At 55.7% G+C, this 19,232-nt stretch carries 17 protein-coding genes and 1 pseudogene; 3 read left to right on the top strand and 15 right to left on the bottom strand.

Annotated elements, in window-relative coordinates; genetic code table 11:
• Window positions 1–127: 127 nt before the first annotated feature.
• The 5 genes from BLU85_RS14280 to BLU85_RS14260 all read right to left on the bottom strand — a co-directional run bounded on the left by BLU85_RS14280 (window position 128) and on the right by BLU85_RS14260 (window position 4,760).
• Window positions 128–1,228 carry a polyamine ABC transporter substrate-binding protein gene (locus BLU85_RS14280; protein WP_072348088.1) on the bottom strand — a complete coding sequence of 367 codons (1,101 nt, stop codon included), beginning with the start codon at window positions 1,226–1,228 and terminating at the stop codon, window positions 128–130.
• 11 nt (window positions 1,229–1,239) lie between these two features.
• The gene (locus BLU85_RS14275) at window positions 1,240–2,271 is read right to left on the bottom strand and encodes a histone deacetylase family protein (RefSeq protein ID WP_092200396.1); all 1,032 of its coding nucleotides are present in this window, start codon (window positions 2,269–2,271) and stop codon (window positions 1,240–1,242) included.
• Between the two features lie 173 nt (window positions 2,272–2,444).
• Window positions 2,445–3,029 (bottom strand): hypothetical protein, encoded by a 585-nt coding sequence (locus BLU85_RS14270; protein WP_092200399.1) that lies wholly within the window; start codon window positions 3,027–3,029, stop codon window positions 2,445–2,447.
• A 65-nt stretch (window positions 3,030–3,094) separates the two neighbouring features.
• Window positions 3,095–4,123, bottom strand: coding sequence for a hypothetical protein (locus BLU85_RS14265; protein ID WP_092200402.1), 1,029 nt, complete (start codon window positions 4,121–4,123; stop codon window positions 3,095–3,097).
• A gap of 73 nt (window positions 4,124–4,196) precedes the next feature.
• Window positions 4,197–4,760 carry a hypothetical protein gene (locus BLU85_RS14260; protein ID WP_092200405.1) on the bottom strand — a complete coding sequence of 188 codons (564 nt, stop codon included), beginning with the start codon at window positions 4,758–4,760 and terminating at the stop codon, window positions 4,197–4,199.
• A 543-nt stretch (window positions 4,761–5,303) separates the two neighbouring features.
• Here BLU85_RS14260 and BLU85_RS14255 point away from each other — a divergent pair.
• Complete coding sequence (locus tag BLU85_RS14255) at window positions 5,304–5,888, top strand: DUF805 domain-containing protein (protein WP_092200408.1); 585 nt, start codon at window positions 5,304–5,306, stop codon at window positions 5,886–5,888.
• Window positions 5,889–6,113: 225 nt separating this feature from the next.
• On the opposite strand, the gene BLU85_RS14250 is transcribed toward BLU85_RS14255, so the two are convergent.
• Window positions 6,114–6,989, bottom strand: coding sequence for a LysR family transcriptional regulator (locus BLU85_RS14250; protein ID WP_092200411.1), 876 nt, complete (start codon window positions 6,987–6,989; stop codon window positions 6,114–6,116).
• 115 nt (window positions 6,990–7,104) lie between these two features.
• On the opposite strand from BLU85_RS14250, the gene BLU85_RS14245 reads away from it, so the two are divergent.
• Complete coding sequence (locus tag BLU85_RS14245; RefSeq protein WP_092200414.1) at window positions 7,105–7,710, top strand: LysE family translocator; 606 nt, start codon at window positions 7,105–7,107, stop codon at window positions 7,708–7,710.
• A 474-nt stretch (window positions 7,711–8,184) separates the two neighbouring features.
• Here the strand turns inward: BLU85_RS14245 and BLU85_RS14240 are convergent, their stop codons facing one another.
• From BLU85_RS14240 to BLU85_RS14210, 9 genes and pseudogenes are all read right to left on the bottom strand, one after another.
• Complete coding sequence (locus BLU85_RS14240; RefSeq protein WP_092200417.1) at window positions 8,185–8,544, bottom strand: DUF6124 family protein; 360 nt, start codon at window positions 8,542–8,544, stop codon at window positions 8,185–8,187.
• 592 nt (window positions 8,545–9,136) lie between these two features.
• On the bottom strand, window positions 9,137–10,033 hold the full coding sequence (locus tag BLU85_RS31410) for a hypothetical protein (RefSeq protein ID WP_092200420.1): 897 nt from the start codon (window positions 10,031–10,033) through the stop codon (window positions 9,137–9,139).
• The gene (locus BLU85_RS14230; RefSeq protein WP_092200423.1) at window positions 10,018–11,151 is read right to left on the bottom strand and encodes a type IV toxin-antitoxin system AbiEi family antitoxin; all 1,134 of its coding nucleotides are present in this window, start codon (window positions 11,149–11,151) and stop codon (window positions 10,018–10,020) included. The genes BLU85_RS31410 and BLU85_RS14230 overlap by 16 nt, the downstream gene beginning before the upstream one ends.
• A 213-nt stretch (window positions 11,152–11,364) precedes the next feature.
• A complete protein-coding gene (locus tag BLU85_RS14225) occupies window positions 11,365–13,542 on the bottom strand; it encodes a lipase family protein (RefSeq protein ID WP_092200427.1) in 2,178 nt (725 codons plus the stop codon).
• Between the two features lie 11 nt (window positions 13,543–13,553).
• Window positions 13,554–14,327 (bottom strand): hypothetical protein, encoded by a 774-nt coding sequence (locus tag BLU85_RS14220; RefSeq protein WP_092200430.1) that lies wholly within the window; start codon window positions 14,325–14,327, stop codon window positions 13,554–13,556.
• A complete protein-coding gene (locus tag BLU85_RS31745) occupies window positions 14,324–14,671 on the bottom strand; it encodes a hypothetical protein (RefSeq protein WP_371914241.1) in 348 nt (115 codons plus the stop codon). The genes BLU85_RS14220 and BLU85_RS31745 overlap by 4 nt, the downstream gene beginning before the upstream one ends.
• Window positions 14,672–14,782: 111 nt before the next feature.
• Window positions 14,783–14,947, bottom strand: a pseudogene (locus BLU85_RS31740) (DUF4123 domain-containing protein); the annotation flags it as partial.
• 12 nt (window positions 14,948–14,959) lie between these two features.
• Entirely contained in the window at window positions 14,960–15,178 is a 219-nt protein-coding gene (locus BLU85_RS31735) for a hypothetical protein (RefSeq protein ID WP_371914240.1), read from the bottom strand.
• Window positions 15,175–17,220 carry a type VI secretion system Vgr family protein gene (locus tag BLU85_RS14210; RefSeq protein WP_092200433.1) on the bottom strand — a complete coding sequence of 682 codons (2,046 nt, stop codon included), beginning with the start codon at window positions 17,218–17,220 and terminating at the stop codon, window positions 15,175–15,177. Before BLU85_RS14210 ends, BLU85_RS31735 begins: the two co-directional genes overlap by 4 nt.
• A gap of 447 nt (window positions 17,221–17,667) precedes the next feature.
• Between BLU85_RS14210 and tssA the strand changes: the two genes are divergently transcribed.
• The gene (tssA, locus tag BLU85_RS14205; RefSeq protein ID WP_092200436.1) at window positions 17,668–19,224 is read left to right on the top strand and encodes a type VI secretion system protein TssA; all 1,557 of its coding nucleotides are present in this window, start codon (window positions 17,668–17,670) and stop codon (window positions 19,222–19,224) included.
• Window positions 19,225–19,232: the final 8 nt, after the last annotated feature.

The raw sequence follows: 19,232 nt of genomic DNA, 5'->3' as shown, positions 1-19,232 counted from the left end.
CGTGGATAACGCCTGTGGGAGCGAGCTTGCTCGCGAAAGCGGTGTATCAGGCGCCGGTGATGTTGAATGTGCCGGCGTCTTCGCGAGCAAGCTCGCTCCCACAGGTTTTCTGTTTAGCTTGATGAACTCACTGACCGGACTTGATCCGCGTCCAGGCCCGCGTCCGCGCCCGTTCGGCATCCCGTGGCAACGGTTGCAAGGTGTAGAGCGTGGTCATGGCCGCTTCGGTCGGGTACAGGTTAGGGTTGTTGCGGATCGCCGGGTCGACCATGTCGGTCGCGTCCTTGTTCGGGTTCGGATAGCCGACAAAATCACTGACCGGCGCGATCACCTGCGGTTGCAGCAAATAGTTGATGAAGGCGTAGGCGTCCCCTGGGTTGGCGGCGCCTTTGGGAATGGCGAGCATGTCGAACCAGATCGGCGCGCCTTCCTTGGGCAGGCGCATGTCCACCGTCACGCCGTTCTTGGCCTCCTTGGCGCGGTTGGCCGCCTGGGAAAAGCTGCCGGAGTAACCCACCGCCACGCAAATGTCGCCGTTGGCGATGTCGGCCATGTACTTGGACGAGTGGAAATAGGTGATGTGGGGGCGAATCTTCATCATCAGCGCTTCGGCCTTGGCGTAGTCCGCCGGCTTCTTGCTGTTGGGGTCCAGGCCCAGGTGCTGCAAGGCCAGGGGCAGGATCTCCGACGGCGAATCCAGCAGCGCCACGCCGCACTGCTTGAGCTTGCTGATGTTCTCTTCCTTGAAGATCAGGTCCCAACTGTCCACCGGCGCGTTGTCGCCCAGGGCGGCCTTGACCTTGTCCGGGTTGAAGCCGATCAGGATGGTGCCGTACATGTAGGGCACGGCGAACTTGTTGCCCGGGTCGTTGGCTTCGATCAGCTTCATCAGCTTGGGATCGAGGTGGTTCCAGTTCGGCAGCTTGCTGCGGTCCAAGGGCTGGAATACCCCGGCTTCGATCTGCTTGGCGAGGAACACGTTGGACGGCACCACCACGTCATAGCCGGAGTTACCCGTCAGCAACTTGGCCTCCAGGGCCTCGTTGGTGTCGAAGATGTCGTAGACCAGCTTGACCTGGCTGTTCTGCGCCTTGAAATCGTCCAAGGCCTTGGGCGTGATGTAGTCGAACCAGTTGTAGACGCGCAAGGTGCGCTCCTCGGCCTGGACAGCGCCGCAAAGCAGCGCGGCGCACACGGCTGGGGCCATAAAACGCTTGAGTCTATTCATGCTGTGATTCCTCATGGGGCGCTTTGGAAACCTTCAAGAACGTTCACGGCATTGATGCCGATTTCTGCCACCGCGTAGCCGCCTTCCATCACGAACAGCGTCGGCTTGCCGAGCGCCGCGATGCGCTTGCCCATCGCCAGGTAATCCGGGCTGTCGAGCTTGAATTGCGAGATGGGGTCGTCCTTGAACGTGTCGACACCCAGGGACACGACGATGACATCGGCGTCGTAACCCCGGATTTGCCCGCAGGCCTGCTCCAGCGCCGCGCTCCAGGTATCCCAGCCGGAGCCGGCCGGCAAAGGGTAGTTGAAATTGAAGCCCTCGCCGTCGCCCTCGCCCTGCTCGTCGGCATACCCCAAAAAGAACGGAAACTCCGCCTCGGGGTGACCGTGGATCGAGGCGAACAACACGTCGCTGCGCTCATAGAAAATCGATTGGGTGCCGTTGCCGTGGTGGTAATCCACATCCAGGATCGCGACCTTCCGATGGCCCTGGTCGAGAAAGGCCTGGGCCGCGATGGCCGCGTTGTTGAGGTAGCAATAACCGCCCATCAAATCGCCGGCGGCGTGGTGCCCCGGTGGGCGGCACAACGCAAAGGCACTGCGCGCGCCGCGCTGGATGTCCGCCTGAGCGGTGAGGGCCACTTGCGCGGCGCTGTAGGCCGCCTGCCAAGTACCGGCGGTAATCGGCGCGCCGCCGTCGAAACTGTAATAACCCAACTGGCCGTGCAGGCTCGTGGGGATGACCGAGCGCAGGGTTCGCGCCGGCCAGGTGAAGGGCAACAAATCACCGTCGCGGTTGTACTTGGCCCAGCGGTCCCAGGCGCCTTTGAAAAACTCCAGGTACGCCGCACTGTGGATGCGCTGGATCGGCCCCAGGCCAAAATCCTGCGGCGCCTCCACCGGCCCCAGCCCCCGCGCCTTGACCCGCTCCAACACATGATCGGCCCGGGACGGCATCTCGAAGCAAGGCATCAATTGCCCATCCATTAACTCGCAACGCCCGTGGTGCAGGTGGTGATCGTCTGAGTAGATCGTCAGCATTTTTTTGTTCTCCGCAAGGCTGGTCGGTTTGAACACAGTCTTGCGGCGTGGGGCGTTTCAGAGAACGGCAGGAGAGGCCAAAAGGGGATCGAAATGGCCAAAAGGTTTGACCGTAAATCGCCCCTTGTTGGCGCGGGTGTGCGCGGGGTTGGGGCAGAAGGGGGCTAATCAGACTAGAGATTGTGGGTATAGCCGCATTTCTTTTTTGATTTGGAGTAGTAAGCCAGGTCGATTTTAAAAAGAGCGCGGACGTGGGTGAGCTGTGCTTTGAGATGAGATCGAGTCATGCGATCAGTATTTTCTGAAAACATAAGGTGGTAAATGGCAGGCCAAGTGACAGCTGCGTCCGAAAAATAGATGTCCTCACGAGGGCCCACGACTGAGATGCACTTTGTAGTAGAGAAAAGTGCAGATAAAAACTTGTCATGGATCATGGAGCAAGCGGATAGGAACAGGCGACGTTTTTTCAGGTGAGGTTCTAGTATTTTTGCAAGATCCGTATAGCCGATCTCATTCTGATTGGTCGTGAACAATCCATCTTCGTTCCCATGAGCAGAGATGTGCAGGTACCGATATCCCGACTTCCCGAATTCTGTAACGGCTTCGATGAACTGATGTCGTGTCCTGACATAACGGTAGATGGGTTTTTTTTCGTGTAGCCTTAAGACTGAAGAAATAACACCCCCTTCAAAGCGGCCATTGCCCTCATCGTCAGGATTAAGTGTTTCAATAATGAAAACGTCAGGGGTCGAGGCCATTTAGAGGTGCTCAAGTGGTTTTGCTTGTAATGGATAACACTTTTGATCACGCAAGATCTCGTGATTCAGCTCTGTTGAAAATAGAAAACACCGTTGGTCTTGAATTTGTCGGCGTACCAAGCAACGCCAAGAATATGCTTCATTGCTTCCTTTTCTCCGGAAGGAACATCGTCCCGGTTTTTTAGGAATTCTTCAAATTTTACATTGTGGTTGGGAAATATTTTATTTAGCTCATTTAGTTTTTTTCGTCCACTTTCTATGGTTATGGACTTGCTTTTCTTTGAAAACCTATTGGGGTACAACAGATTGAAAGAGGACGAAAGGCGCCAGTGATTGGATACCCTGAGGTCATTGAAGTAGTTGAAATGCCGGTTGTAGATATTGGTGAGCAAGACAAAATCCACAAGATCGAATCGCTCATGCTCAATTGGACTGTCTTCGGTAAAAAAACCACCCTCACCAAACAGGTAGCCACGCCACAGTTGCATGTCAATCTCTTTGTGACAGCACACAATTAATATGTTGGTGTCTTCGACTCTGCATTGCTTGACTTTTGCTTGGGTGGATTCCAGAAAATCCTTCATTACGTTATCTAGATTTTTCCCTTCTTTCACTGTCTTGCCTTGAGGCATCAAGCGCTCACGCGCTTCTCTAAGCGCCTGCTCGCGGAGTGCGTTGTGGGGCATTCTGTTTGAAAAGGTAAGCGTCACTTCGTCAGGGGGGCGTACTTCATCTTTGTAAGAGGCACATTTTACTTCGAGATTATATTTTTCCCCTTTTACAGTTACGCTGAAGTCAACATCTTTAGGCGACGTGACTTTATCTTCGTAGACGAATGCCGCATTGGGGTAGTCGATAAAATCACTCATGGCTGTTAGCTCGCAAGCAGCCTGTATATATTGACTTTCGTTAAAAACCCCGGCGCGAACTTGCAATTTATCTCGGATGAGACGCTTGACTGGTTTCTCGCCTATCTTAGCTTGAAGCGAGTTGAGGATTTTATTCAGCGCGTGTAGGTACTCGTCGTAATGAATGCTGGTTTTTACAAGGTAGTGCTGGTTGTCAGTAATTTCACTCAGGTGATCGAGGAGCATGCGTCATATTTCCTTGTTCATTTGTTAGCTGAACGAATGCGCGGGTTAACGGGGGAAGCCCCCTGGGCATTGGCTATTCAGGTTTGATAGCGGGAAGCGAAATGGCTGCACGTATTGCGTTCAAGGACGCGTAGAAATCCTCAGTGTTGCCGAACGCCCCTCTGTAGATCTTGTGAACGAGAGCCTCATCTTGCTTGGCGATCTCAATGAACACGGCAAACGTCAAAGAGATGCCCCGTGGCAGCCGGAAGTAACCTTTGTCTATAAGTTGCTTGGCACGCAGTTCAAGCAATGGGAGGTTCGCCTTGAACATAGCATCCACCTTATCGATGCTGTCCAGTTTGAGTTCGCCGCTGAGGTAGCGGTCGTACCGAATGGTGTGGTCGCTTTCATACCATTCCGAAAGAATCTCGATGCCGAACTTTTTCGCCAGCTCGGCATCCATCGCCGAAACCAGCAGATTCGACCGGGCGTAGGTGGAGATGTAGGCGTAGAACTCCCGCTCCAAGGTCTCCAGGATCAAGGCGTTTTTCGATTTGCCAAGGGTATTGGCGACAGCGGCAATGGTCCTGTCCAGGCTGCTGCTCAAATTACGCAGCGTGTAGGAGACCGTTTCGGCCTTTTCAACATCGTTCATAGGGAATGACTCTGGAAAAGCTCCTCCGAAGTAGAAGAGATGGACCATCGTCTACCTTAAAAACCATTTAGTCAATTGTGGTTCATAATATGAATTATGGTTATTTTATTGCGATGTGATTGTTGATGGGTCCAAGACGTGTCTTGACTGGGCACCCACCACCAATCCTCTGTGGGAGCGAGCTTGCTCGCGATGACAGCCTTTCACTCCTCGCAGATGTATCAGCCGCCACCCATCTCCTGTGGCGAGTGAACTTGCTCCCGCTCGACGGCGCAGCCGTCGTATGGGTGGTGGCGTCGATAAATGATGGAATCGAGATCCAGCGTATACGGTTCACCAATGGCGTACCGGAGAGCACCACGGATCAATTCGCTGTCATAAGTGTACTGCGCCCACCATGTGACAGACCCACACATGCTGTGGTGCACACAGCCCTCTTGCACGATAGCGTCTTTGCTTGAGTTTGATGCTGGCCTTCGATTAGATACGAGGCGTAAACGTTGTGACATGAATAGCGCCATCAAACACAGGGAAGAGCACTAAATGGCAAGAATAGAACCCGTTTTCGGCAGCATCAGCGGCGAAATCGAAAACCCATACCAACCGGGCGACGCCCAACTGATTGACGACGAGGTTGTCACGTTTTCAAAACCCAGGATTTTAGATTTTTCCGGGCGTATTTCTCTGGCGCGCTTCTGGCTGATTCATGTGCCCTTGGCGGTGGTTCTTCCGTGCATTTTGCTGGCGTTCTTTATGGTGGGGTTGCGCCATGAACTGGTGGTTTTGCTGATAGTCGGTGTCACCGTTGTCGTTCCTGCCATCCTGCTCGACGTGTCTCTACTGGTACGCAGGGCACGTGATCTAGGCTGGAGTCCGATATGGGGAATTCTCTGCTTGGTCCCTGTTATCGGCTTTGTGATAACGCTTCCGCTCATCATGCTTCCGGGGCGTAAAGCGATGAATAAATACGGCCCGCCCAATCCACCTCTCTCGACGTTGGTAACGCTACTTACCGGGCTGTTGGTGGTGCTTGTGCTTGTAACTACAACCGCGCTAGTTGTGTATTTTCCCCAATACCACCCACAGGCACTCTACGAGTGGTTCATTAATGCATTGGCTCAGGCATAACCTTATGCGTACGCGAAGTCCGTGCTTCGCCTCATTGCGCGGCGCCAAGTGCTCAGGTGCCTTTGTAGAGAGCGCTGCGCGCACCACGCGATAGCCCTGCGTACGCCGCGGTGATGTCCATTGGAAAAAGAGAACAGATTTATTTCTCTGCTCGAAACGTCCGCTCTTGGCCGATACCTGCCGCACAGGAACGGCTGTGTTTGACCGGACGTGGGCGGTCGTCAGTCAGCTCGTTGGAGCGGTGTGGTTACGAAGGTTTTTGATCAGAAAGCCCCGCAGACTATCAACTGCCCTGGACCCCTGCGACGCTTTGCTCCGGTAAACCGCAACATCCATTGGTTCCAGCGGACCGAGATTATGTTCTGGCCCCAGGATTTGAAGATGCATAGGTACTGTGCACTTGGTCAGCACAGCAACAGCAATCCCGCTTTCGACCGCAGCAATCTGACCGGCCAGACTCGAGCTGTTGTAGACCACCTTGAATCGCCGACCCTGTTTGTTGAGTGCTTCAACGGCACTGCGCCGTGCCAGGCTAGCGGAATCATAGACGGCAATAGGAAGTGGATCTCTGCGCCACAACTCAAATGGCGCCGCGCCAACCCAGACCATCGTTTCCTGAAAAATGAATGCACCCCGTCTTGAATCATCACGCGAAACCAAGGCCAGATCGAGTTCTCCACTGTTGATGCGAGGAATGAGGGCGGTCGACTGCTCGCATGTCAGTTCAATGTCGACGCCACTATGCCGAGGAGCGAAGCGTTTCAAGACAGGTGTGAGGTAATGCGCGGCGTAATCCTCCGCGACGCCCAGCCGAATCAGCCCGGTCAAATGATCGTCCCGAAAGGCCGCCTGTGTTTCTGCATGCAACGCAAGCATGCGTCGGGCGTAGCCCAAGAGCAGTTGGCCGTCTTCGGTCAACTGAAGGTGTCTAGGCCCTCTGATGAGTACCTGCTTCCCCAGGGCAGCTTCAAGCTTCTTGAGCTGCATGCTGACCGCAGACTGAGATCGATGGACTTCGCTGGCAGCACTCGACAGTGATCCGGAATCCACCGCTGCAACGAAGCACTTGAGCCAGTCGATCTGCAAATCCCCAAGGGCCATCTCACTTCCTCTATTCGATATTCGAATGGTTGATTGCCAGAATATGCGCTTTCCGTCCAGTTGCAGCTGCTCCATGCTTTGTATGCCGCACTGTCGACTTCAATCTGGAGAAACCATGCAAATCGATACTTGGTTGCTGTATCTACTCACCTGCGCTGGCATTGCGGTAGTTCCCGGCCCCAACGCCTTGCTCGTACTGACCCATGGAGCGCTTCATGGCAACCGGAAGACGCTGTTTACCATCAGCGGAGGAGTGATCGGTTTTGTCGGGATGATTGCACTTTGCGTTCTGGGGCTGGGCGCTCTGCTAATGACGTCTCTCGTCTGGCTTACTGCTCTGAAAATCGTTGGCGGACTGTATTTGATTTGGCTGGGTATCAATCTTTGGCGATCAGAGCCGGTAGCGCTCTCTTTGGAAGCGATTCCCAAATTGAGCGATTGGTCTCTGTTTCGCCAAGGATTGCTGTCTGCCATCTCAAATCCCAAAGCGCTATTGCTCTTCACAGCGTTCATCACGCCCTTCATCGATCCGCATAAAAACTTAGTGCTGCAGGCAACGGTCATGGCATTGACCTATGCCGTCGTGGAGTTTGCAGTTGAATGGTTAGTTGCCAGTGCAGCCCACCGGGTGCGCCCTTGGATGGCGCGGGCTGGGCGGCGCTTCAATCGAGTGTGTGGTGGGTTTTTCATGGCCTTTGGCGCTCTGCTGCCTATCCGATAGGCATTCATTCAGGTCGCAGAGAAGGCACGTGATCTCATATGGCCGGTTGCAGTCCGCGGCTAGAGGGAGATTCATCATGGGGAGAATGAAACAGACGTTATGTCAGTCGGGATGTCGCTAAGGTGATTTGAGGTTCATTCGACCGCATCGTCGATGCCTTTCACGATTCCTGTAGTCCACAGGCGTCCAGCCGCGTATCCGTGGCAAATCCTTAATTCTCTGCCCTTGGTCAGGATTTTCTTAAGTGGGCCAAGAAAATCTTCAGTTGAGGCGGTTTTTCTGATTTTTTCTTAACTCGCAGCACACCTGAAAAATAGTAAAGCAGAGTTCCACCGAACAGACGCCCTCCACCAATTCTCTGTGGGAGCGAGCCTGCTCGCGAAGGCGGCAGCGGGTTACATGCATGCTTTTGAGGTGTAGGCGATCCGTAACGAGGGAGCAAGCTCCCTCGCCACGGGATTGATGCTGTAGCGACTAGCGTGGGTCGACGTTATCCAGCACTCGGTTTGCCAGCAATGAACTCAGTTCAATCAGTTGCTGGATGCCGAGGGCGATGTGGCGGCGGGGGCCTTCCAGGTCGAAAGCCAGGTTGCTGATCATCGCGTCGGCGGATGCCAGGTTTTCGCTGAGGTTGGCGAGTAGGCATTCGTTGTCGGCATTTTTTGCCACGGTGAAGAGCTGGTCCGGTTTGGATGCATCTTCGGACTTTTCCGGTTTCGGTAGCAGGTAGTAATCCAAGGCGCGCTTTTCTGCTTCGTTTTGTTTCTTCGTTTTGGATTGGGTGGACGCAGAGGTGCGATCTGCTTCGGGGGGATTTGGTGTGATTTTGAACATGGTGGAGCTCCTTTCGTAAGAGGAACCATCACCGTCTGCCGCCAAGCAGATGGGGTGACGGATTACACAAGGTTGGCGGACCGGAACGAAAGGAACCCGGCATCCCCGAAGGGATCCTTGCGCAACCCGCCATAACGTAGGAGTGCCAATGCCAGAGGCATCGCAATCCTATTGAGAGGGGCTGTTGCGCCTTTCGTGTAACGGGCCGCCAAGCCCGACCACTGATGGGCAGTGGCAGGGAAACGATAGAACCCGGGGGCAAGGCGCACAAGCGGGCGGATTCTGGCGTAGTTGTAGGCAATGGCGCAAGGATTCGTAGCTTGGCGGAAGCGTTGCGGAGGGAGAATAAACAAGCCTTCGTAATGCCCAAGATTCGGGGCGAAGGAGTTCGTTCCCGCTCGCTGGTGCAGCGGTTTTTCTGTAGGAATGCTCCGGTTTTTTTGGGGCTGCTGCGCAGCCCAGCGGGGATAAATCCCCTCGCCACAGAATGCGCGTTTACCGCTACCGCCTTGTGGAAGCGAGCTTGCTCGCGATGGCGGCAGCACAGCGGTCATGCCAGAGTGCAGTCTCAAGGTGTTTGAACAACCTGAAGTCAGGCCATTTGAGCTTCAATTTCTGCGAGCAAGCCTTGAATTAAGCCTGCCGCATAACGCTGTGCGCTAATGAGGTCGTCTTCATCTTCGCCGCCATGAAACCGTGCGTATGCGACTGCCCCCACCTTTTCAAAACCTTCGCTGAAATGATCATCGCCAAAGCGCCGGGCCAATGCAGCCAACCCATCGCTTACGGCCTCTCCATGCCGCCCCGTGCGAATTCGCTCGACAAAAAGCCTGGCAACATTTTCAAGTGAGCCTGAGTACCGAACTACATGGATGAGATCCGCTGCATCCTTGTTCTCTTGCCGCTGGTCAAGGGCAAGCGCTTTCAGAATCACGAATGCAGGCACGTCTGCAAAACGTATGATATCGACCGACATTCCTCCACTGTCGAGCAGTTGAGCACCGACCTCTTTTTCTTGATACCAGTCGTGCACGATTCTGGCGTGTTTAATGGTGAGTGCTGAGACCTGCTCACCGCTGACGCTTACGGCCTTTCCAGGTTGCTCGTCACCGGCATCACGCAGTAGCTCTACGACGACCTCAATATGCTCATCAACTTGTCTGCGCCATCTCCAAGACGTTGGTTTTCCATTCTCGACCCAACGTACAAATCCTCGCGCCTTCAACTGATCGGCAAGGCTAACGTATTCGTCGCCGGTCGCTAGGACTTCCAGGTTCAGCACAATGTCTACATCAGACGTACCCGCATGCGTTGGCACCTCTGGTGGCGCCTCTGGAGTCAGGTAGCGAGGCACTAGGCCGCCGACTAAACGCAATGTGTCCTTCAAATTACCAAACGCACTGAGTAGCGTAAGCAAGGTCCTCTCACAGGCGTGCGTCACATCAGCGTCGTACCCCGCAGCCGTGCGGGGTTTCAATTCCTTGCCCATTCAATCTCCAAAAAATTCCTGATGTGCTCAGCCAGCTCTTTGTTTCGCCCTCTACCATCAAGGAGATCAAGATACAGAATGTATGGGCTTGCAAAATATGCAGGGTATTCAGGGTGCGGCTGCCTGAACAGCAAGCTAGCGCCTTCACGCTCAGTGATGGTTACGTTCGACCCTTTTTTTGCGGGCTTGAGCCCGAGCATATCCGCCATGTCCTGCGTATACCCCTTAGGAACAATCAGGTCGACGGTGTCTGTGCTTGTGAGCAAGGGGGCGAATACGTTTCCAGCAGCGGTCCCTGTGAATGCCCATGGATAATCGACCTGCTTTTCGGCAACCGTTTCTGCAACCCGGGCAAGTAGGTGCTTTGAGCTTTCCACAAACGTATACCAAGTGGATGAGTTCTCACGTGCTCGCGCCTGCCATTGCTCGGCCCACGCGTCGAGTAAGGCTCCAGGGTTGACCAACCGTCTCCGGCGGGTCGGCCCTCCACCTACAGACTCGCACCATTCGCGCTGCGTTAGCTCTTGAAGCACCAGTGAGCAGGTGTACTGAGAGGTTTCTGCCAAATTCGATAGCTCGGTTCCCGTCAGCCATTCATGACTGTGCATTAGCAGCGAATGAATGACGTTTTCGCGAGCACCTGTAAAAAGCTGTATCGCTCGCCTTGAGGTGTTGGGTTTTGATGGCCGCTGTATATCAACTAGCCAGTGGCCATGTTTTAGGTAGAGGCTTCCACCTAGCTCAAAAAATGCGATGTCTCTCTCTTTCAGTTCTTTCTTTGCGCCAGGACTCAGCGATTCCGCTGCAATCATCCGGACACTATCCACATCGCGGAGGCGATTTCGTTCAAAACTGTCCAGGCGCCAGACTGCGTCTCGGATGTCTCGGGGGTAAGCACTGCCAATGACCTCGACGAGGATCTTTAGGTCTTTAGCTGACATGCTCAGCTCAATCACACCGTCGGGACTTGCGTTTAGGCCTTCATGCCCATGATAAAAATCCAGGCCTGAGTGCACTTTAACGTGTGCCTCGTGACCAAAGGCGTCAGTGAGACTGTGCTCTAAGCTATCCAAGACCTGACCCTCAAGCTTGGAGTCCCAATCATGATGTCGTTCCATATCTTAGCTCCAATCCCATCTTTAGCTGGCCAGCAAAACCTCTGCGAGAAGCAATACCTTAGCTCAAACTAGGTGTTTAGCTGAACAGCTAAATAAGCCTAATAAGCTAATCATAGATCATTTTTTGACCTATAAGGATCCTGGGCGCATTAGGACGGGCTTGTAGCTGGTTGGCGACGGTGCTTGCTCCTCGCTCGGGGGCGGCTGCGCCGGTCAAACGATTGAATCGAGATCCAGCGTATACGGTTCACCAATGGCGTACCCGTGAGCACCACGGATCAATTCACTGTCGTCAGCCCTGGTCGGTGCCATCGCCAGTTGCTCCACCTCCCTGTTTTCCGGGTGTGCCTGCCAGCGGGCCAGGTTTTGTGCCAGTTGCTCGGGGTGTTCCGACAAGCTCCCATAGACGTCTTTTTCGCTGACCGACGCAGTGCGCAGCGTCGCCAGGCGCGCGCGGGTGCTGTGCAGCTTGTCGACCTCGCGAATGAGCGCAATGTTGATGTCGCTTTCGCTACGTCCATTGGGTGCGCCCCGTCCCGCCAGGGAGCGCTCTGCATCACGCAGCTGTTGGGTAATGCGTGCCAGCGCATTGTCGATCCATTCATATTCGCGTTTTGTCGCCAGTGGGCTTCCGGTTGTGTGCGCTTCCTGCCAGCGCCGCAAGGTCGCCCAGCAGGCGGGGATGTAGCTGGGGAGCATGAAATGGTTGCCGGTCTGGATGAGTTGGGCCAGTAATGCCGGGCGGTCCGGTAGGCCATGTTTATGCTCGAGGGCCACCTCGCAGGCGGCGTGTTGGGTGATGGTGTCGCAACGGGGCATCCACAGGATCGAAGAGCGCTCCTTGCGATCGAACTCCACCGGCAGGAAATGTCGCAAGATCCCGTGGTGTTCATACGGTTCGCCCGTCCAGCGAGTGATGCCCGCGACGAACACGGAAAGGCCGACCGGTACGTTGGCGAATGCAAGGGCCAATCCTGTGCCATAAACGCTTCCTTTGGTATTCATCCAACTGCCGGGCACGCTGGGTATCGGGTCGTTGTGGTTGACCATTCGGTAATGCACCAGGGATTCGGCGTTTTTTGTGAAGGTGGCATCGGCGGCGCGAGGTGCGCCATAGGTGTAGAGCTGGAGAGTGTAGCCTTCCGGCCTGCGCCGCAGCATTTCTGCGAGCAGCAATGCCACTGCGCCGCCCAGGCTGTGACCGCAGATCAGCAGTTTTTGCCCGGCGTAGAACCGGTCCAGATAGCTCGTCACGAAGGCCGCAGTTTTTTTGGCGGCGCCATAGAATCCTCGATGCACCTGGCCGACACCTTCCTCAAACGGCACTTGACGTGCATCGGTGTCGCGCAGGAAGTCGGCGAGTTGCTGGGTGCCACGCACGGCTATCAGGATCAGCTCGTCGTTGTGGGTGATGTAGGCCTGGGTGTCCGTGCTGTCTTCCTCGCCGGTGTCGTCAAGAAAATGGACGTTGGCGGGATGCTCTTGATGTATCCCCAATTCGGGATCGTTGACCCCGTAGAGGGCCGGGTCGAATGGCACGATCTCCAGGCGTCTGGAGTAGGGCACGTCTTCATACAGCGGGTAGTAGGGTTTTCTTTGCCCTGGATAGCACTCCCCGAGTTCCTCGGACTTGGCCAGTGCATCGGCGAACCAGTTCCCCACGCTTGGCTGTCGAGGGAAGCTCACCGCTGTTGTGATCGGAGCCTTGTCGGGTTTCTGGCCGAAGGCACAATAGGTCAGTGTCGACATCAGGGCCAACTGGTACAAGTTGAGCGCGCAGAATGCTGAGGCGGTGGACAGCATGGGCCGCAGGGCACGCAACGGCCGTATTTCTAGCACCGTGTGTTTTTGCGGCATCACAGCCACGCCGAGCTTGCCATGTTCGCCCATCAGTCGTGCCGGCCCTACCGGGTGCGGGTAATGGCGGTACACCTCGGGTGGCAAATGGGCGACGTGCTCGACCAGATGCCGCACTTCCACCTGGAAAAAGTCGTCTGCGCAGGCTTTTGCCGGGTTTTCCCGGGTGCGGGTGGCGTTTGGGTTCAGGTAGCGGGTTTGCTCGGCGCGAACTTGCAGTTCAGTGATCTTGAGGGGGTAGTGAGCTCTGCGTTGAAGCTCGATATAGAGTTTTTCCTCCCCTTGATACGGTTGCTCAAAGGTAAGGGCAATGGGCCCGGCGTAGTGATTGGTGACCTTGCCGATACCCCTGGTATCCAGATTGCCCGGATATCTTTGTCCTTCCGAATCGGTAGCGACATAGGCCAGCCCCGCATAGGGTTCACCACAGCCCAATTCATCGACGAGTTGAAAGCTGGTCCATCTACCCCCTACAGGACAGCTCAGATTGCGGCTGCTCAGCCTTGATTCCAATTCCTTTTGAAACGACGTCATACGTGATCTCCTTATTCCGTACAACCGGGGTAAATAGTGCATTTGCGTCCGTCGGGCATCTGAAAACCGCTGAAGTCTTTGTGATTACCGAAACAAAATGCGTATGGGTCTTCGAAACTATCGCCCATGCAGCGCTTCCAGCCGTTCGGCACCTTCACCCAGGTATCACCCATGTAAGGTCTTTCTTCGCGGGCCAAGTTGATCTTCATCCTCACGGTTTTACCCGGGAGCTGAGCAAGGGTGTACGCCGAGAAAGGGCGCCCGCGCCCGATCTCGCCCTGTGGGTCGGTTTTTTTGCAGTCGAGGATTTTCCTGAGGATGCGAGGCTTGCCTGAGGTGCGGAACAACCATTGGCATTGGCCGTAGAAAGTGCTTTCACCCGCTTCGCTGAAAACACCTTTGTAGTGTTCTTCCAGGTCATCGCGAATCACGACATTGGCCGAGTCCTGACTGATATCGCTCCAATCCTCGCCGTAGGCGGAGTGGATTTCGAGTTCGATGCGATTGATCACCAGCGGGCAGCCCATGCGGGTGCGGCGAATGACGATTTCGGAATCAGGTTTGTAGGCCTCGCGCCACGCCCTGTTGAACACCGGTGCTTTGTTATATCGAGTCTCGACGGTGCAGGTTTCGCCTGGGGCGGGGACGTAGTACACCGCCGCACGATAGGCAAAGTCAGGCGGCAAATCTGCCGTGAACATAAACGTGTTCGGATGTTTGTCGGCACAACCTGTCGTCATCGCCAGGCAGCCGTTCAAAGCGGCAATTCGCAGGGCAAGGTTCATAGCGGCGCGTCTCCTTGGCAGAACGCCGTCATCAGGCGCACCCGTTCAAAATGCTCGTCAGGTTTTTCGGCCGGGCGTACTTGCCAGTACGACGCCCGACTACAGGCGGGAGCTTGCAGGCCTTGGATCAGCAAAAACTCCAACTGCTCAGGCGTCTGCCAGTGCCATGCCCCGGCCTGATCGAGCGTGGCGCGCAACCACATTTCCGGGTCCTGTTGTTCGGCGAGTGTGGCGAAGGCCTGGACATGCTCGGCCAACAGGAAACGGCGGGCATTGAGCAGGCGAGCTTGCGTTGCTTGTTGCGGGGTAGCAGGCATCTGCAACCAAAGAGGTGAATCAGGCACCGGATATGTCCCAGGTGCCGGGTTGCCCGTGCTTGCCCAACCCGTGTCCTGCCAATAGCAAACACTGAGCGCCGGTCCGAGGTAAGCCGGATAGGCTTCAACGGGCAAATGTTTGAGCGCCCGGGCCAGGACTCGATTGTCATGGAAGCGATACAGTACCTGATGAGGACGTTCTCCAATGATCAACCGCTCACGCCAGTGCTCCACCAGTTTTGGCAGGCCCCCTTGGGGAAGGCTGGCAAGCCATCCCCAGTGGCTGTCCGGTCGGTTGAGCAATTCATTGATAGGTTAGTCGCCGGGCCGCTCGACGCTGAACACAAAGGGCCCGGCGCCACCCAGCTCGGCAACCGGGGTTTGGGCGTAGATGCTCAGGTATTGGTCGGGACGACGCCTCTTGAGCAGTGTCTGGCGCATGGGGTGCTCATTTTCTGAGTCCAGGACGACGCACAAGGCATGCCCGAGACGTTGCTGCTCGATCAGCCATCGGTGCGGGAATGAGCGAGTCATGCGGCGGCTTCCGTTGGACAGAAACCCTCACGGCAAGCCTCGCAGACAGGGCAGAAATCCAGTCCCGCTGCTTTGCTGGCCGCCATCAGGGCACGTTGGGTGGGGGCGAGCTCCGGCGAGGGATCCGTTGAGCCTGGCGTGAACGACGATGTGGTGATACTGGCCATGGGCGCGCCGCCGAGCTGGATTGCACTGCTGCTGTAGACACCGCTGTGGTCGATCACGATGTGCTCGCCACCGGCTTTCAAACTGAGGGTCGCACCTGCTTCAAGGACCAGATGGGCACCCGCCTTGATATGCACGTGTTGCCCGGCCTCGACGACCATTGTCTGATCGACGCGGGTATGTCGGTTGGTGACGCGCAGGTAATCATTGCCTTTGACCTGGACCGAGCGGTCGGTGGCCGTGGTCCGATGTTCCTCGGCGTGCAGCACGGTGATGCTGTTGCCCTTGATGGTTTCTCGCCGTTCGTTGCCAATCTCCAGGCGGCTGTCGTTTTCGATTTTCTGTTCCATGTCGCGCTGGGCCCGCAGATAGATCAACTCCTGACCTGCGCGATCTTCCAGATGCAACTCGTTGAAGCCTTGGCTGCCCGGCGAGCTGCAAGAACGAAACACCGTGCGGGTCTTGTGCGCCGGCAACGGGTAGGGTGCCGCATTGGCGCTATTGGTCAGGCACCCGCTGATCAACGGCTTGTCGGGGTCTCCTTCCATGAAGGTCACCAGCACCTCCATGCCCACCCTCGGGGTCGTGACGCCGCCGTAGCGGTTGCCCGCCCAGTTGGAGGCGACTCGCAACCAACAACTGCTGCCGTCGTCGAGGTGTCCCGCACGATCCCAGAAAAACCGGACCTTGACCCGGCCATACGGGTCGCAGTGGATATCTTCACCCTTGGGCCCCGTGACGATTGCCGTCTGGCTGCCCGATATACGTGGTTTTCGATAAACCCGCTGCGAGCGGAAGATCGAGCTCCAAGGCGTGGCAACAAAGCGATTGCGATAGCCCTGGTTGAAGTGGTCTTTATGCCTACCCGTGTCGCAAGTCATTTCCTCCAGCACCTGCGGCTGCTTGCCTTCGTGATGCACCTGGGTCAGGAGCCATAGGTCATTCCATTCCTGGCGAGGGTGCTCACTCAATGCCAGGAAGTGTCCCGTCGTCAGCGCCGGCTGACTGCTCTTTCCTTCAGCCTGGACGTAATCGGCGCGATGGCGCTCCAAGGTCCTCTGGCTCAATAACTTGCCGCGCTTTTCCTGGGTAAAGTCACCCGGATATTCATAGGCCTCCAAGTCTGGCCGGACCGTTTCGCGGCTGGGCTGGCAACTGCTCTCCAATAGGCGTGTCGATTTCTTGAAATCGTAATCACGGCGCGTGACGCGGCTGGTTCGGGGCTCCAGCCGCAGGCCGAACCGATGGATAACCGGTTCGTCGTAAACCATCCCGTTGTCGTGTTTATAAACAGTGCGCTGTTCAAGTCGGGGAAACACGCTCTGGTCATCACCCAATACCAACTGATGGCCCGATCCACTGTGCTGGAAGTGGTAATGCAGGCCTTCTTCGTGACACAGGCGTTCAATGAAGTGCAAATCGGACTCTCCATATTGCACGCAGTAATCACGAGGCGGATAACTTGCACTTAACTGGAAATAATGGGCATCCGTGAGAATGCCGTGCTCCTTGAAAATCGTTGTGATGATTTGCGGCACACTGGTTTGTTGAAAAATTCGCTGATTGGTGCGGTGTTCCAAGTAAGCCAGTCGTGGCACTAATCTTACTTTGTAGTAAGTCAAGCGATTGCAGGTGTCGCCTTGTGCTACGCGATAAATCAGGCCGTGAACACCGCTTCCCTGTTTATCGAATGTTAGAAAGGCTTGTCTGTTTAATAAACTCTCCAGATTCATGTCGCTTTGTTCGCTGACGAGTTCAATGTCGAACGAATAGGGTGCGCTGATGGCTTCGTAACCTTTGAAGGCCACGACTTGGAGATCATGTTTGAGGTCCGTAATCGTGAGACGGAAGCTGGGCAAATCAAGGGTATGGAACATGCGAGCGTCCTTGGGCTGTGGCTTTGACTCCTGCTCTCAGTGAAGCAGCCTTGATGGATGCGCGCGCAGGCGCTGGTAAAAAAAGAAAAGGATGTAGGACTTTTCTCTGGAAGAGAAAGAGGTTGCGAATGAAATAATTTGAAGTGGTTTTCGTTTCCTGGACTGGATGGTCAAACGTTGTCAACGACCGTTTCGTCTTCGGATGTTTCAGCGAATGTCTATTTGGATTTGTTTCTTTGAAAAAAGGAAAGCTCCTACTTTTTTATCCTGAAAACCTTGGCATTCTTCGCGGCGTTCGACTGGTAAAAAAGCGGTGTGAGTTCAGGGGGAAGTGGCTGGATTATGTTTGGCGAAACTTCCTACAATCGAAACTGAATATTTACCTTCAATAATCATGCTGTCCAAACAACCCATGCCACAAACCGAATTGTCTTAGCAGGGGCGTGAATGTCGTATTCCGAAAAACTGTCCGTCCATTATCTGGCGCTCGCCAAAACTCCTGTGTCCAAGGAGAGTTTTGCGGGTGCGGATGTGCGTTTTTCAAATGAATACGAAGCTTTGGAACGCGAGGTGAACAAAGCCCAGTCGATGCACGAAAGTGGCCATGTCGACTGGCTGAAGGTTCTTGAGGCAAGTGAAGCGCTATTGCGCACCCAGTCGAAGGATCTGCGGGTGGTGGCCTGGCTGGTATGGGCGCTGTATCAGCGTGAGTCGTTCCAGGGGTTGCTGGCGGGTCTCGGACTTTTGCAGCATTTATGCCGGCACCATTGGCTGGACATCCATCCGCTCAAAAATCGAACCCGTGCCGCCAGCATCAATTGGTTGATGCCTCGCCTGGAGCAAGCGTTCGGCGATGACATTGCGATCAAGGAGCAGTTGCCGCTGTTCCGTCATCTGGCGGAACAACTGGAAGGCCTCGACGCTGCTTGCACCACCCACTTGGGTGATGACGCGCCTCTACTGCTGCCGCTGTGTCGGCGCCTCAATACCATGATCCAGCGGGCCACCGAAAACCTGCCGCAGACTGGTGCCATTGGAACGGTTGTGGCTCAGGTAAAGCACGTTGCCACCCAGCTGCTCACGTCCGGCACTCCGATCGAAAATGAAAAGGAAGCCCACAAGGCCTTGCGTGCCCAGCAGGAAGGTGCGCGGCCGTTATGCACCTGGTGGCTCAAACAAAAAGCGACTGACGCTCGTGCCCTGCGCCTGAATCGCACCATGCTCTGGCTGGCCATCGATGTATTGCCCGAGCGCAACGCCGAGCAGGTCACCCAGTTGCGTGGCCTGCCGGCGGACAAACTCAAGGCTTATCAGGACCGTCTCCAGCAGGGCGATTACGCAGACCTGCTTGTGGAGATCGAGGCGAGCCTGGGGACGGCGCCGTTCTGGTTCGATGGCCAGAGGCTTGCCTGGGAATGCCTGCAAGGGCTGAACGCCGAGTTGGCCATGAGTGAGGTGGAAGTCCACTTCGCGTTATTCATCAAGCGCCTGCCGGGCATTATCGAGTTGCGCTGGCATGACGGTACGCCGTTCGCCGACGCGGCCACCCGGGGTTGGATCACTACCCAGGTCACGCCTCACCTGCAAAGCCCCGGCGGGGCACCCATAGCCGATGTCGCCGACAACCATGCGCCTTGGGAACTGGCGCTGGAGGAGGCCGAGGCGATCCTGCGCAAGGACGGTCTCAAACCTGCCGTTCAGTCGCTCAGGCAAGCCATGCAAGGCGCCCATGGGACACGCGAGCGATTTCTCTGGCAGTTCGCGCTGGCTCGCCTGTGCTTCTCAGCCAGGAAATACGAACTCACCAAGATTCAACTGGAGGTACTCGATCAGACGCTACGAAACGCAGGCCTGAACATCTGGGAACCCCTCCTGCAGCTGCAGGTGCTGCACCTGTTGCACAGTTGCTGCGAGTTGTTGCCACAGAACCACTCTGTACGTGAGTGCAAGGAAGAGACCCATCGCAGGTTGTGTCACCTCGACCTGGAACGGGTCATTGAATAGGCCCCAGG

It is taken from the genome of Pseudomonas sp. NFACC14, assembly GCF_900106885.1.
Classification (GTDB): domain Bacteria; phylum Pseudomonadota; class Gammaproteobacteria; order Pseudomonadales; family Pseudomonadaceae; genus Aquipseudomonas; species Aquipseudomonas fluorescens_AA.
Note: the sequence above shows the minus strand (reverse complement) of the source record. Positions and strands in the feature narration are given on the sequence as shown.